Source organism: Candidatus Poriferisodalis sp. (assembly GCF_965214215.1).
In the GTDB taxonomy this organism is placed as follows: domain Bacteria; phylum Actinomycetota; class Acidimicrobiia; order Acidimicrobiales; family Poriferisodalaceae; genus Poriferisodalis.
This window is the reverse complement of sequence record NZ_CBDCBD010000003.1, coordinates 397,633-410,402: the sequence shown is the minus strand read 5'-3', so window position 1 is coordinate 410,402 and position 12,770 is coordinate 397,633. Positions and strand designations below refer to the sequence as shown.

The following is a 12,770-nucleotide window of genomic DNA, read 5'->3' as shown; positions in this document are numbered from 1 at the left end:
CCCAGCCGCGCGTCAGCTCATGCGTTGATCTCGCGCCGAGAGGAGAGCCAGACGATCGGAAGCGCGGCTCGTTGTTCCATCTTGATCTAACTCCACTTAGAACAACTCCACTTGTATTGAACTCAGTTGACATAGGAGGGCGATTAGGGCCCCAGCTCGCCCGCATCCAGCCTCTCGGCCGAGGGCAGGTTCGACACTCGTCGGCGTCCGTCAGTCGAAGTCGCCCGGACTCGGGGGTCTCATCAGCGCGTCTATCGCTGTCCACAGCGTGCGTGACACCGGGTCGAACAGCACTGGAACCCCCACGCCGACAGGTGCCGCGAGCCCCAGCAGCAGACCGCGGCTGACATCAGTGCCCCAGACGAGCATTGCCGCAACGACGGTTGCAATCACGGCGGCTGCGGACACAACCGTGTTGACCGCCACTGCGCCCAGCCAGTGGCCCTCCATGCGTTCGAATCTCAAGCCGCAGCTTGGGCACCGCTCGCGTATGGCATACAACGCCCAACGCCGAAACAGACCGCGACCCCCGCAGGACGGGCAGGCCAACGTCAATCCGCGCCACAGCACCCGCACGCCCGCAGTCTGCCCTCGAACCCCGCCGTTCACTCACGGTGTATGACGAAACGTGATACGTTGCTCAAGTGGCGCACGCTATATCTGTGAGGCTCGACCCCGAAGCACTGAGGGCTCTTCGCAGGGTGGAAGCTCAGGGGCTGACCCAATCCGAGGCGGTGCGCAGATCCATCGTGAACGAGGCCGAGCGACTTCGTGACCGTCGCGCACTCGCAGCCGAGGTCGCTGCCTTGGAATCTGATGAGGCCGACCAAGCTGAGATGGCCGCCGTGGCCAGCTTGATGGAAGAGCTTCGTGCGCCGGGGTGAAATTCACGAATTGCGTTTGCCCAAGGGTCTGGGGCACGAGCAGCAGGGTCGCCGCTACGGCGTCGTCGTGCAGTCCGATGCCTTGCTGCCGAGGTCGGTCGTCTTGGTAGCGCCGACGTCGACAAGCGCACGGGCAGCCTCGTTCCGCCCCACCGTCGACATTGCAGGAAAGAGCACACGGGTCCTGGTAGAGCAGCTCGGAGCGGTTGACGTCAGCCGCCTCGGCGATGTCGTCGGACACCTCACACCCGAAGAGCAGTGGGGTGTGGACGTCGCCTTGGCGACAGTGCTTGATCTCTGATCTCGAGCTTCCTGCTTAAGTAGGAAACTCGTATGAAGATCAGCGTGAGCATTCCTGAGGAGGATGTCGCAACGCTCGACGCGTACGCGCAAGCGCACCGACTGCCGTCCCGGTCGGCAACGATCAGGCAGGCGATCCGCCTGTTGCGCACGTCGGACTTGGTGCTCGACTATTCCGCGGCGTTCGAGGAGTCGACGGAAGCAGACTTAGAGCTGTGGGACACCGCTGCGGCTGACGGACTCGAGATTGCCTGATGCGGCGCCGCGCCGAACGAGATCCGCCTGACCGTTAGGCCTCCCCATCGCAGGACGCTCCGACCGCCAGTCGCGCCTCGATCTCCTCGTTTTCGGAAGAGACCAGCACTTCGACACAACCCGGCTCGTTCACCCAGATGCCGCCTGCCCAGACAAGCCACTCGCCGCGATCGGCTCCGCACGGCCAGCCTGGGGCGTTCCCGGCCGAGTCGGGCTCACAGAGGGGACCATGCGTGTCGCATGGCCCGACGGTCAGCGCAGCCGCAGACCCGAATTCACTCTGCCCGTAGTCAAGAAATGCGTCGTCGGGGGCGCTCACGATCTTGAGCGATGCTTGGTGGGAGCGACGCACCAGCAGCCCGAACTTTGCGAACCGGTAGTCCTCGTAGCCCGAGTCCCCCGGCCCCGACCGCCCGAGCTGCAACGCGCCCGAGGGCAGTGCGACGAACCCGCCGCCGGAGCCATATGCCGTGTACCCGGAAACGAGCTCCTCGATTGCATCGATGACCCCGAGGCACTTGAGGACACGGTGAGGGGCCTGATCTTGAGCTTCAGGCGGGTCGGCAGCGCGTCCGGTGCAGCTCAGGACAAGTCCGACCATCAATGCCACAGCGATCATCCGCACCAATCCGGAACTGTGGAGACCGCGTGACGAATCGACTCGCACTCCAGCGGCTCCTTCCAGTCCAGGGCCCCGTCCGGGTTGCCTGCGGCCGACGCTCCAGACTGCGCTACGCGGCGCCGTTGGTGAATCGATGCGCCTCGAGGTCGCTCCGGCTGGCCCACTCGAGGGTGCGCGCGTGGGTCGCTTCCAGCACCACCGGGGGCGCGCTTCCCGCCTCGAGCGCTTCGGTCCAGCGCGACGCGCACAGGCACCACCGGTCGCCGGGAACCAAGCCATCGAAACCGCCGGCCGGCTGCGGAGTCGACAGGTCGTTGCCTGCCGACTTGGAGAACTCCAAGAACTCCGCCGTCATCACCGCGCACACGGTGTGAACTCCGAAGTCGCCCGAGTCGGTGTTGCAGCAGCCGTCGCGGAACCAACCCGTGAGCGGGTCATAGGAGCACGGCTGCAATTCGCTGCCGAGAACGTTCTGCGCCACGCCGCCCAGTCTCTCAGGCCGTCCGGGCGATGCGGGCTCAGCCGACGATGAGCTCTCGAAGCGGGTCGAAGATCGACGGGCTGGCGGCGTAGACCATGTCGTCGTTGAGGTCGCTCGGGAGTTCGACCTGCGCCCCCGCCTCGGTAGCAATGAGCGCGCCGGCGGCCCAGTCGTACACCTTGAGGTCGTGTTCGAAGAAGGCACCGCAGCGGCTGTTGGCGACCCAGCACAGATGCAGCGCGGCTGAACCGAAGACCCGAACGTCGCGGGCTGCGGGAAGCACACGCCCCAGCGCAGCCGCCTGAGTGCGACGCCGGTCCGCGTGGTACGAGAAGCCAGTTGCCACGAGGGCCTGCGCCACGCTCTCCGGTGCCTGAGTTGCGATGGGGGAACCGTCCAGGTGAGCCCCTGAACCGAGTGCTGCAGAGAACACCTCGCAGCGCAGTACATCAGCAACAGCGCCAGCCACGACCGTGCCGTCGCGGGTCGCAGCGATGCTCACGGCAAACACCGGCAGGTCGTACAGGAAGTTGACGGTGCCATCGATGGGGTCGACGATCCATCCGATGCTGCTGTGACCGACTTCTTCAGCCAGTTCCTCGCCCACAATCGAAGAATCGGGACAGCGACGCAAGAGTTCGCCACGAATGAGTTCCTCGGACTGGATGTCCACGGCGGTGACGACGTCGGTCGGGGAGGATTTCGTGCGCAGCGCCTCGCCGGTTCCGGCCGCCCCGCGCAGGAACGCGGCCGCAACCCCGGCGACATCGACGGCGACAGTCTCTAGCTCTGTTGGTGTCATGCGTCGATCACCTTGCCACGTCTGCCGTCACGCGGTGCTGACGCGCCGAGGTCGCCGTGGGCATCACACCGACGGGCAGTCAGTACGGCGCCCGGTTGAGCAGCGGGCTCGTTGCAGCGGCCCGATCGCCGACCGCTAGACCGCAATCTCGCTGCGGATGCCCCGCACGTCCATCTCGAAGTCGAGGTCGTGCACGGGCGGTCGCGACCGGTACCAGCGCAGTCCGTGACGAGTCGCCGGCCCCATCTGCCCGATCACGGCGTCTTCAAGCAGACCCTCGTGCATGAACACCGTGTACACGTCCGTAGTGGTGACCTGATCCCAATCGGCACCCATCGCTGCGAGGCGCGAACCCATGGTCGCCACCACGTGACCGGCCTTTTCTCGCATGGCCTCAGGTCCCGTCTCGCCCCTGCGGATGATCTCGTTGTCGTCGAGCGTCGCCTCGGGAATCTCCCCCGCACCCGACACCACGAACGTCGTCGACGCGCCCACCGGAGCCTCGACGGTGTAGGAGAACGCGTGCAGCACCGGCTCGGAGGGCGGATCCTCCGCCGGGGCGACGTTCGTGCGTGCCAGCGGGTTGTGATCGCCGACGTACAGGTCCCATGAGCGGATGAGCTCGACGTAGCCGGCGTTGAACTCGATGAAGCCAGGCATCGAGTACGGGACGGGGCAGCGCAGCTCGATAGCGCACAGCGCCGGGCGACCTCGACCGACATCGGCCAGGTGAGCGTCGATCAGCTCGAAGCCCTCGCGCCACGGCCGGTGGGCGCTCAGCGTGGCGTGCACGACCTCGTGGCCCTCAGATGCGACGACCCCGCTGGAAAAGGGGGATATGCCGGTGAGGAAGCGGTACCCGCCTCGGGGATTGTCAATCAGCATGAAATGTCTCCTTGTGTCGACCCTGGGGAGCTATCTGTCCACGAGCTGTTCGCGCAGGCGGACCTCCCGGCGGCTCGACCTCGTTGAGTCTTGCCTCTACTTAGCAGAGCATTGACTTCGGCCGGGTTGCTCGACTCAGCCGGCGGGCATGCTCCAGCTCAGGATCAGCAGGCACCCGGCGAGTGCCACCGCTATCGCCAGCAGCCAGTCGCCGGTGCGTGATCGAGTCTCAGTTGATGTGTTCATTGTGATTTCTCTGCCTCTATCCACCATGCATTACCCGTGCATGTCGTCTCCCATGCAGTGCACCAAGGGGGTGTGACAGTTGTGATCTTGGGGTCAGCAATTCGGGCCTGGGTCTGGCCCTGGGAGCGAGGGTGTGCCCGTCGCGGTGTCTCTCGTCGCCGAGTTCCGGCGCGACGCGGTCCAGGCTCAGCCGACGCTGATGTCGGGCGGGATCGGGTCTAGGCCGAGCAGGTCTTCCAGCACGGCCACGGTCTGCAGCACGCCGACATCGTCGGTCTGGTGACCGAGCACGCTCAACCCGATGGGCATCCCGTCGCCGGTGAAGCCGCTGCACACCGTCCCGGCCGGGCGCCGGGTGAGGTTGGCCAGCGGCGTGAAGCGCACCCAGTTCTCGATCTCGACGCCGTCGATCGTGCCGTTCCCACCCACGACAGGCGTCTGGCCCGCCATGGTTGGCATCAGCACAGCGTCGAACCCCGACATCGCCTCGCCGAGCTGCATCGACAATTCGGCGCTCTGCTGGCGTGCCTGCGCAAGGGTGTCCACGGTGACGGTCTCGAGGGCGTCTTCCAGTGCCACGGCCAGCCAGTCTGTGACGTCATCCCACGCGGGGGTGCCAAGCAGCGCCCGGAACGCGGGCGCTATCGAGCCGCCGAGGAACAGCGGCGCGAACGCCTGCGAGACGAGGTCGGCCGGGTCGAAGAGCGTCGTGGCCTCGACGACGTCGACGCCCTGCGTTGCCAACCGTTCGATCGCCGCAGCGCACGACGCGACGATCTCGGAGTCCACTGGCCCTCCGTCGAACGAGGGCATCCACAGAACACGCCGGGGAAGCGGCGGATCGTCGAGTGCGCGGCGCCACGACTCCGTTGGGGCGGGCAGGCTGCGAAGGTCCGAGGGGTGCGGACCGATCACGGCATCGAGGCAGTACGCAACGTCGCGGATGCGGCGAGCCATGGGCCCCACGCACGACAGGTCCAGCAGCCCCAGCGGAGGCGGACCGCTGGGCACGCGGCCGTGACTGGGCTTGAGGCCCGACATTCCGCACATGGCCGACGGAATGCGGATGGAGCCGCCGCCGTCGGAACCGGTTCCCGCCGGAACCATGCCTGACATGACCGCCGCCGCCGTGCCGCCCGATGAACCGCCGGGTGAGCGACCGAGGTTCCAGGGATTCCATGTGGCGCCGAAGACGTTGTTGTAGGTGTCACCCATGCAACCGAACTCGGGCGTATTGGTCTTGCCGACGATCACGGCCCCGGCGGCTCGCAGGCGTGCTACCTCGGTGGAGTCCGCAGCGACCGGAGGGGTGTCGCGAAGGTGCATCGCCCCCCGTGTCGTCACGAACCCCGCGGCGTCGGCGAGGTCCTTGACACCGACGGGGATGCCCGCCAGCGGCCCCACGTCGTCGCCGGCATCGAGCCGTTCGTCGATGGCCGAGGCCTGCCGGCGAGCGCCGTCGGCGTCGAGCGCGACGAAGGCGTTGAGTTGCGGATTGAGCGTCTCGATACGTTCGAGCGCATGCTCGGTGACTGCTGCCGCGCTGAGCTTGCGGTCCTGCACCATCGACGCCAGTGCCTCGACCGACACCGTCCGAAAGTCAGGTACATCCACGGCTGCCTCCCGCTGGCTCACTCGGTCTCGCTCGCCGCGGGACACTAGCGACCGGTCAGAGCGCCCCCGTCACGCTGCCTTCAGCGGGACGATGCGCCGCCGTCGATGGTGACCGAGGTGCCGCTGACGTGGCTTGCACGATCCGATGCCAGGAAGGCCACCACGTCGGCCACCTGCTCGACGGTGCCCGGCGCGGGATCGGCGGGGATCAACTCTTCCCAGCGCGATTCGTCGCCGAGTTCGTCGATCGCTTGGCGGCGGAGCATGTCTCCCATCCGGTCGGTGATGATGAGGCCTGGGTTGACGGCAACCACGCGCACGCCCTCGCTCAGGCTCCGGCTGCCGAGCGCAGCGGTCATTGCAACCAGGCCGCTGTTGCCCACACCGCCAGCGATGTAGGACGGCTGCGGCCTCAGCGACGCCACGCCGATGACATTGACGATGACGCCGCTGCCCCTGCCGGTCATCAACGGCAGAACAGCCCGGCACAGGTCGATGTAGCCGAAGACTTTCAGGTCCCAGGCATCGCGCCACGTCGCATCGTCCACGGTCGCGATGTCGCCGGCCGGAATTGCGCCGGCGTTGTTCACCCAGATGTCCACCAAGTCAGCACCGCCGCCACCGGCGCAGCCCGTCTCGGAGAGCAGCATCTGCCGACCCTCCGGCTTCGACAGGTCGACGGCATGCGTCGTGACGGTCACCTCGGGCGCCGCTTCCTGCACCTCCTTGGCGGCCCTCGCCAGCACATCGGCTGACCGGGCGGCCAGTGCCACATCGCAGCCCTCACGGGCCAGCGCCACGGCGCAACCGAGCCCGATGCCCTTCGATGCGCCCGTGATCACCGCGCGCCTGCCTGCAAGTCCCAGATCCATCGGCTCAACGTAACCCCGGCGTGCCAGACGTGCGCCAGCAGCGTCCGGGCCATGGCCGTGCCGGTGCAAGAGAAGTCGTTCGGACGGCGCCTGGGCTGCGGTTCTACGCTGCGCTCATGGCGAGCGCCGACGAGATTCGCGACGAAGCCCGGACGTGGCTGGAAGAGCACTGGCACCGCGAGCGACCCCTCATTGAATGGCGCAACCTGCTGGCCGACACTGGCTGGGGCACACCCTCGTGGCCCGTCGAGTGGCACGGGCGAGGCTTGCCGCCAACCATGGATGCGGTCGTGGCCCGCGAATTCGACGCCGTCGGAGCGGTGGGCGTCGCGGCCGGCGTCAGCATGTACCTCGTCGCGCCGACGCTTCTCGCGCACGCCAACGACGGCCAGAAGCAGCGCCACCTGCGGCCGATCCTGACCGGCGAGCACAAGTGGTGCCAGCTGTTCTCCGAGCCCACCAACGGCTCAGACCTGGCCGGGCTGGTGACCCGGGCCGACCGCGACGGAGATGAGTGGATCGTCAACGGGCAGAAGGTGTGGAACTCCGGGGCGCACAAGGCCCGCTTCGGCATCTTGATGGCGCGCACCAACTGGGACGTTCCCAAGCACCAGGGCATCTCGTACTTCCTCATCCCCATGGAACAGCCCGGCGTGGAGGTGCGCCCGCTGCGCCAGATGAACGGCCATGCCACGTTCAACGAGGTGTTCTTCGAAGATGCCCGGGTGCCGGGCAACGAGCTGGTCGGCAACCCCGGCGACGGCTGGCGCATCGGTCTCACCACGCTGACCCACGAACGGGCCGCGGTCGCGACACGCCGTCCTCGCTACCCAGCCGACGGCGGCCCGACGGTCGAGCGGGCAAAGCGAGAGAGCGACGAGTACTTCGCCACCTACAAGTGGTACCCGCAGCGGGCAGGGAGGGCGAACCTGGTCATTCCCGAGGCAGAACGAACCGGCCGGGTCGACGATCCCGTGGTTCGCCAGCAGATCGCCCGCGTCGAGACGCTGCGACGGATCTCGTCGTGGACCACCCAGCGCGCCCGAGCCGCACGTGCCGCGGGCAAGCCGCCCGGTCCGGAAGGCTCGCTCACCAAGCTCAACATGTCGGTCACCGCCCGGGCCTGCCACGTTGCCCACACGATGATCGCTGGCTCGATGGGCATGCTGGTCGGATCCGGCTCCAATGCCGATGGCATCGTGTCGGAGATCCTGATGTCCACACCGGCCATGTCGATCGCCGGCGGCACCGACGAGATCCAACGCAACATCATCGGGGAGCGCGTGCTCGGCCTGCCCAAGGAACCCGACGACGCCAAGGAGATTCCCTACAAGAACGCCCGCCGCAACTGAGGCGGGTCGCTCGATACGATCCGTCACATGGCCACGCTCGGCATCCGGCACGCAGTGCTGTGGGTCACCGATCCGGAGGCATCGGCCAGCTTCTACAACGAGGCGCTCGGGCTTGAAGTCGTGAACCGTTACGGCACCGCTGTTTTCATGGCATCGCCCGACTCAAACACCGACCACGACCTCGGGCTGTTCGACGCAGCCGGTGAGGGCGCACCGCCGCGACATGTCGGGCTGTACCACGTGGCCTGGGAGGTGGCGACGCTCGCCGAGCTGGCCGAGGCCAAGGCCCGGCTGGCCGAGATGGGCGCGCTCGTGGGCGAGAACAACCACGGCGTCAGCCGCAGCCTGTACTGCCACGACCCCGACGGCATCGAGTTCGAGGTGATGTGGGAAGTCCCGCTCGAGCTCTACGACCCCGACGCCCCGAGCAACATTCCGCTCGACCTCGAAGCCGACATGGCCCGCTGGGGTGCCGACCGGCCCGGCCGAGGCGCCCAACCCGCCGCCTAGGCGCTTGAGTCGCAGGCGCCGATCGGTGCCTGGCGCTACACGTCGATCTTGTAGAGCTCTGCGGCGTTGTCCTGCAGGATCCGCTTCTGCGTGGGGGCGTCGAGGCTGCCGATCGCGTCACGCACCCGCTCGACACTGCGGGGATACAGACACGTCGGGTGCGGGATGTCGGTCTCGAACATGATCTGGGTGGCACCGATGTGGTCGATGGCCGGCGCCAGCGTCTGCGACTCGAACCAGAAGCAGCCGTAGAACTGCCGGCGGAAGTAATCCGAAGGCTTCATCGAGAGGTGGGCCAAGTGCTCGGGGGCAGTCTCGCCGCACTGGTAGTCGAGCGCGTCGAGCAGGAACGGAATCCAGCCGACGCCGCTCTCGACCGACACGAAGTTCAGGTTCGGGTAGCGCTCGGGTACGTCGCTGACCAGCAGGTTCACCATCCAGCGCAGCTGACCCAGGAAGATCGCCGCCCCGCCGAGGGAGATCTTCACATCGCCCGACCAGGTGTCGTAGGGCACCTTGCCCGACCAGTCGATATCGCCCTCCGATGCGCCGATGTGGAAGTTGACGGGCATCTCGAGCGCTTCGCAGATCTCCCAGAACGGCCGCCAGTCGGGCTGGGCGAAGTTCGGCATGCCCGAATCGTGCGGGTTGGAGCACATCACGATGCCCTTGGCACCGTTGCGATGCGCCCGGTCCACCTCGAGCACGCTGGCGTCGATGTCCCACCACGGCACCAGCGCCATCGGCAGGATGCGACCGCCTGAGCGGGCTTGCAGGTCGGCCATCCAGTCGTTGTAGATCTCGACGCATGCGATGCGCAGCGCCCGGTCTTCCACCTTGAGGAAGTTCTGATTGCCGAAGCCGCCGACGTTGGGGTAAACGATGCCGTGGCTCACGCCCATGGCGTCCATGAGCTCGAGGCGGGCGTCGCAGTCGTAGGACGCAGCGTGCACCATCTCGATGTCGTGCTTGAGGAATTTCAGCCCCAGCATCTTCTCGCCGTCGGGCCCGATCGCGGAGACCGCCGAGTCGCCGGCGATCGGGATGTCGCCGTTCACTACCCACTTGCGCTTGCCGTTGTGCTCACGGATCTGCGGCACTAGGTCGCGGTACTTGGCCGGTGCCCCGCTGGTCCACAGGTCGTGCGGCTCCGTCCAGTGTGTGTCGGAATCAACGATCTTGATGCCCGGGAAGAACTCGGTGATTGCCATGGTGTGCGCCCCCTCGCTGCCCGACGGCAGCCACGTCGAAATTATCAGGCGGCCCCCCAGCGATCCGAGGCGGGCGCTGGATGTGTCCATTGGCACGGCACCCGGCGGTCGCCGAATGGGGCTGGAACTAGCCTCGCCGCAAGGCGAACTCGCCCGAGGCTAGGAGGCTGAGCCGATAGGCGAAGCCGTGGCCCGAGCGGCCCGTGAGCGACAGCGAACAAGAGCGGGAAACAACTGGTGCGACAGCGGGAAGGTTCACCTATCCGCGCATTATCTAAGGAGGCGAACGATGCTGCGACTGACGTTCTTGCTGCGGCGCAAGAAAGGCATGAGCCGGGCCGAGATGCAGGACTACTGGCTCAACGTCCACGGCCCGCTGGTGGTAGCGCACTCGGCGAAGGCGAAGATGCTCCGTTACGTGCAAGTGCACACGACCGACGACGATCACAGCCGGCTGCCGGGCCGGCGGGGTCAGATGGAAGAGCCCTACGACGGGGTGGCCGAGGTCTGGTGGGAATCGAAGGAAACGATGCTGGCCGCCATGCGCACCGATGCCGGCCGTGAATTCGACCGGGTGCTGGTCGAAGACGAGCTCAACTTCGCCGATATCAAGAACTCCAGCGCGTACTACTGCTACGAGTACCCGCAGGTGAACCCGACGCCGGAGAACATCGTCGCCACCGACCGCTCCAGCCTGGTCAAGCTGTACTTCAGTTTGCGCCACCTGCCGTCGCTGAGCATCGACAAGGCGCAGTGGTACTGGCGCACCCACCACGGCCCGATCATCCGCCGCCAAGCTCAGTCGTCAGGGATCCTGCGGTACCAGCAAGTGCACGCCGACGAGCACTCGTTCACCGCGGCCGTCAACCGCTCACGAGGCTCGACAGTCGAGCCCTACACGGGCCACGCCGAGGTCTGGATGGACCGCAGCGCCATGGGCAACGCGATCCCCGAGAACCGGGCCGCATCCCGCCGGGCCTATGAGGACGAGGCCAACTTCATCGACTTCGGTCGCTCTGTGATGTTCTTGGCCAAAGAGCACGTGATGGTCGACCACCGGTGAAGCTCCCGCCCGCCGACGGCAGGTATTCAACAAAAAAGTTCTAGATATACCTTAAAAATGAACAAAATATTGGTTTAGAACGAAGCTGGCAGTATTCTCTTAGCCATGGCATCGCCCACCGTACTGCCGTGGCCACGCGGCGTCCGAACGGTCTTCTTCGACGATGACGATGGTGTCGCGTCGACGGCCACGCTTCGCCAGGCAATTGCCGAGGGACATCTTCGCCGACTCGCGCCGCGGCTGTACACAGCGGACACCAAGAGCGATCCAGCCGAGATAGTCGCCCAAAATCTCTGGCGCATCTTGGGCCGTGCGATTCCTGATGCCGTGATCGTCGACCGTTCCGCTGCCGGGGACGGCAAGGTCATGGACGGCGTTCTCTACGTCGCCACGGACCAGCGGCACACCGCGCTGCGGCTGCCCGGCGTCGAGGTTCGAGTGCGTCCTCACCAGGCAGGCTTCGATGTCACCGATGACCTGCCGTGGCCGCACGGCCTGCGCATGTCCCGGCCTGCCCGCATTCTCGTCGACAACCTGGTTCCCTCACGCGGTCGCGGCACCAAGCCTTCGCGGACGCTGACACTTGCAGAGCTAGAAGACTGGGTGGCACACAAGGCCTCCTTCATGGACCGGGCGCGCGCACTGCGGCTGCGCGACGAAGCAATCGAACTGGCCGAACACATTGAGGCTGTCGACCGTGTTCGTGAGATCGACGCGCTGTTCGAACGGCTCGACGGCCGAGCGCCGTTGTCGCCAGACAGCGGAGAGTTGTTTGCAGCCTTCGTTCAGGGCGAAGCGTGGGATGAGCAGCGTCTGGAGATGTTCACCGTGTTAGCGGATGGTCTGGCCTCCTATGACGACCCCGACCTGCCCCAGCACCTCCCTGCGGGGCTCTACAACCTCGAGTTGCCCTTCTTTGAGAGCTACTACTCCAATTACATCGAGGGCACCGTCTTCGAAGTGGATGAGGCACGCCGCATCATCGAAACCCAGCAGCCGCCAGCGGCTCGCCCAGCCGACGGCCACGACATCTTGGGCACCTACCGGTGTGTTGCAGATGCCGTCGGTCGCCGGGCCGTGTCCGACGACCCCGGCGAGTCGTTGTTCTTCCTGCGGGAACGACATGCATCCATTCTCCAAGGCAGGCCCGAACTGGGACCCGGTGAGTGGAAGCGGGTGAACAACCGCGTCGGCAGTTACCACTTCGTCGCACCGCATCTCGTCGAAGGCACTTTGCTCAAGGGGCTCGAGCTGGCTCAGACTGTGCCGGTCGGATTCCGGCGAGCGCTGTACATGATGATGATCGTGGCCGAGGTTCATCCGTTCACTGATGGCAACGGTCGGGTCGCACGCGTCATGATGAACGCAGAACTCTCCGCAGTCAACGAAGCGCGTATCGTGATTCCCACGGTGTTCCGCAACGAGTACCTCGGCGGCGTGAAGCGCACTTCGGCAACTCAAGCACAGGATCTTTCCTCGGTCGTGCGAGTGATGAGCTTCGCTTGGCGCTGGACCGCCGCGATGCCGTGGGAAGACAGGGCGGCAACCGAAGGACAGATGGTCGCCACCAATGCGCTCAGCGAGCCCGACAACGCGCCATTCGGCGGCATCAAGCTCCGACTGCCGTGAGCGACATCGCCAGCGCGAGCCGCCGCCGCGACACCGGTGTGGTC

The 12,770-nt window shown here is 66.2% G+C and carries 15 protein-coding genes; 7 read left to right on the top strand and 8 right to left on the bottom strand.

Annotation, left to right across the window (positions count from 1 at the left end):
* Window positions 1-210: 210 nt before the first annotated feature.
* Window positions 211-570, bottom strand: coding sequence for a DUF983 domain-containing protein (locus ACOOF5_RS04400; protein WP_420440885.1), 360 nt, complete (start codon window positions 568-570; stop codon window positions 211-213).
* A gap of 92 nt (window positions 571-662) precedes the next feature.
* On the opposite strand from ACOOF5_RS04400, the gene ACOOF5_RS04395 reads away from it, so the two are divergent.
* Genes ACOOF5_RS04395 through ACOOF5_RS04385 form a run of 3 tightly spaced genes read left to right on the top strand, consistent with a single transcriptional unit; the run spans window position 663 to window position 1,439 of the window.
* Window positions 663-884: a hypothetical protein gene (locus ACOOF5_RS04395; protein WP_420437014.1), complete on the top strand. Its 222-nt coding sequence runs from the start codon at window positions 663-665 to the stop codon at window positions 882-884.
* The gene (locus ACOOF5_RS04390) at window positions 871-1,185 is read left to right on the top strand and encodes a type II toxin-antitoxin system PemK/MazF family toxin (protein WP_420437012.1); all 315 of its coding nucleotides are present in this window, start codon (window positions 871-873) and stop codon (window positions 1,183-1,185) included. The genes ACOOF5_RS04395 and ACOOF5_RS04390 overlap by 14 nt, the downstream gene beginning before the upstream one ends.
* A gap of 32 nt (window positions 1,186-1,217) precedes the next feature.
* Window positions 1,218-1,439 carry a ribbon-helix-helix domain-containing protein gene (locus ACOOF5_RS04385; RefSeq protein ID WP_420437010.1) on the top strand — a complete coding sequence of 74 codons (222 nt, stop codon included), beginning with the start codon at window positions 1,218-1,220 and terminating at the stop codon, window positions 1,437-1,439.
* Window positions 1,440-1,473: 34 nt separating this feature from the next.
* Here ACOOF5_RS04385 and ACOOF5_RS04380 read toward each other — a convergent pair whose 3' ends face one another.
* From ACOOF5_RS04380 to ACOOF5_RS04355, 6 genes are all read right to left on the bottom strand, one after another.
* Window positions 1,474-2,049: a hypothetical protein gene (locus ACOOF5_RS04380; protein ID WP_420437008.1), complete on the bottom strand. Its 576-nt coding sequence runs from the start codon at window positions 2,047-2,049 to the stop codon at window positions 1,474-1,476.
* Window positions 2,050-2,170: 121 nt separating this feature from the next.
* Window positions 2,171-2,542, bottom strand: coding sequence for a DUF2237 family protein (locus ACOOF5_RS04375; protein WP_420437006.1), 372 nt, complete (start codon window positions 2,540-2,542; stop codon window positions 2,171-2,173).
* Window positions 2,543-2,579: 37 nt separating this feature from the next.
* Window positions 2,580-3,344 (bottom strand): inositol monophosphatase family protein, encoded by a 765-nt coding sequence (locus ACOOF5_RS04370; protein ID WP_420437004.1) that lies wholly within the window; start codon window positions 3,342-3,344, stop codon window positions 2,580-2,582.
* A 135-nt stretch (window positions 3,345-3,479) separates the two neighbouring features.
* A complete protein-coding gene (locus tag ACOOF5_RS04365) occupies window positions 3,480-4,229 on the bottom strand; it encodes a RidA family protein (RefSeq protein ID WP_420437002.1) in 750 nt (249 codons plus the stop codon).
* Between the two features lie 432 nt (window positions 4,230-4,661).
* Window positions 4,662-6,110 (bottom strand): amidase, encoded by a 1,449-nt coding sequence (locus ACOOF5_RS04360; RefSeq protein WP_420437000.1) that lies wholly within the window; start codon window positions 6,108-6,110, stop codon window positions 4,662-4,664.
* A 59-nt stretch (window positions 6,111-6,169) separates the two neighbouring features.
* Complete coding sequence (locus ACOOF5_RS04355; RefSeq protein ID WP_420436998.1) at window positions 6,170-6,961, bottom strand: short-chain dehydrogenase/reductase; 792 nt, start codon at window positions 6,959-6,961, stop codon at window positions 6,170-6,172.
* Between the two features lie 116 nt (window positions 6,962-7,077).
* Between ACOOF5_RS04355 and ACOOF5_RS04350 the strand changes: the two genes are divergently transcribed.
* On the top strand, window positions 7,078-8,313 hold the full coding sequence (locus ACOOF5_RS04350; RefSeq protein ID WP_420436996.1) for an acyl-CoA dehydrogenase family protein: 1,236 nt from the start codon (window positions 7,078-7,080) through the stop codon (window positions 8,311-8,313).
* Window positions 8,314-8,340: 27 nt separating this feature from the next.
* Entirely contained in the window at window positions 8,341-8,823 is a 483-nt protein-coding gene (locus tag ACOOF5_RS04345; RefSeq protein WP_420436994.1) for a VOC family protein, read from the top strand.
* 35 nt (window positions 8,824-8,858) lie between these two features.
* Here ACOOF5_RS04345 and ACOOF5_RS04340 read toward each other — a convergent pair whose 3' ends face one another.
* Window positions 8,859-10,124: an amidohydrolase family protein gene (locus ACOOF5_RS04340; protein WP_420436992.1), complete on the bottom strand. Its 1,266-nt coding sequence runs from the start codon at window positions 10,122-10,124 to the stop codon at window positions 8,859-8,861.
* 199 nt (window positions 10,125-10,323) lie between these two features.
* Between ACOOF5_RS04340 and ACOOF5_RS04335 the strand changes: the two genes are divergently transcribed.
* Entirely contained in the window at window positions 10,324-11,097 is a 774-nt protein-coding gene (locus tag ACOOF5_RS04335) for an EthD domain-containing protein (RefSeq protein WP_420436990.1), read from the top strand.
* Window positions 11,098-11,202: 105 nt separating this feature from the next.
* A complete protein-coding gene (locus ACOOF5_RS04330) occupies window positions 11,203-12,726 on the top strand; it encodes a Fic family protein (RefSeq protein WP_420436988.1) in 1,524 nt (507 codons plus the stop codon).
* The last annotated feature ends 44 nt before the right edge of the window (window positions 12,727-12,770 follow it).

Bases quoted from the DNA above. Each gene is read 5' to 3' on its own strand.
- ACOOF5_RS04335 (WP_420436990.1), top strand. From the start codon at position 10,324: ATGCTGCGACTGACGTTCTTGCTGCGGCGCAAGAAAGGCATGAGCCGG.
- ACOOF5_RS04355 (WP_420436998.1), bottom strand. From the start codon at position 6,961: ATGGATCTGGGACTTGCAGGCAGGCGCGCGGTGATCACGGGCGCATCG.
- ACOOF5_RS04365 (WP_420437002.1), bottom strand. From the start codon at position 4,229: ATGCTGATTGACAATCCCCGAGGCGGGTACCGCTTCCTCACCGGCATA.
- ACOOF5_RS04350 (WP_420436996.1), top strand. From the start codon at position 7,078: ATGGCGAGCGCCGACGAGATTCGCGACGAAGCCCGGACGTGGCTGGAA.
- ACOOF5_RS04345 (WP_420436994.1), top strand. From the start codon at position 8,341: ATGGCCACGCTCGGCATCCGGCACGCAGTGCTGTGGGTCACCGATCCG.
- ACOOF5_RS04370 (WP_420437004.1), bottom strand. From the start codon at position 3,344: ATGACACCAACAGAGCTAGAGACTGTCGCCGTCGATGTCGCCGGGGTT.
- ACOOF5_RS04340 (WP_420436992.1), bottom strand. From the start codon at position 10,124: ATGGACACATCCAGCGCCCGCCTCGGATCGCTGGGGGGCCGCCTGATA.
- ACOOF5_RS04385 (WP_420437010.1), top strand. From the start codon at position 1,218: ATGAAGATCAGCGTGAGCATTCCTGAGGAGGATGTCGCAACGCTCGAC.
- ACOOF5_RS04330 (WP_420436988.1), top strand. From the start codon at position 11,203: ATGGCATCGCCCACCGTACTGCCGTGGCCACGCGGCGTCCGAACGGTC.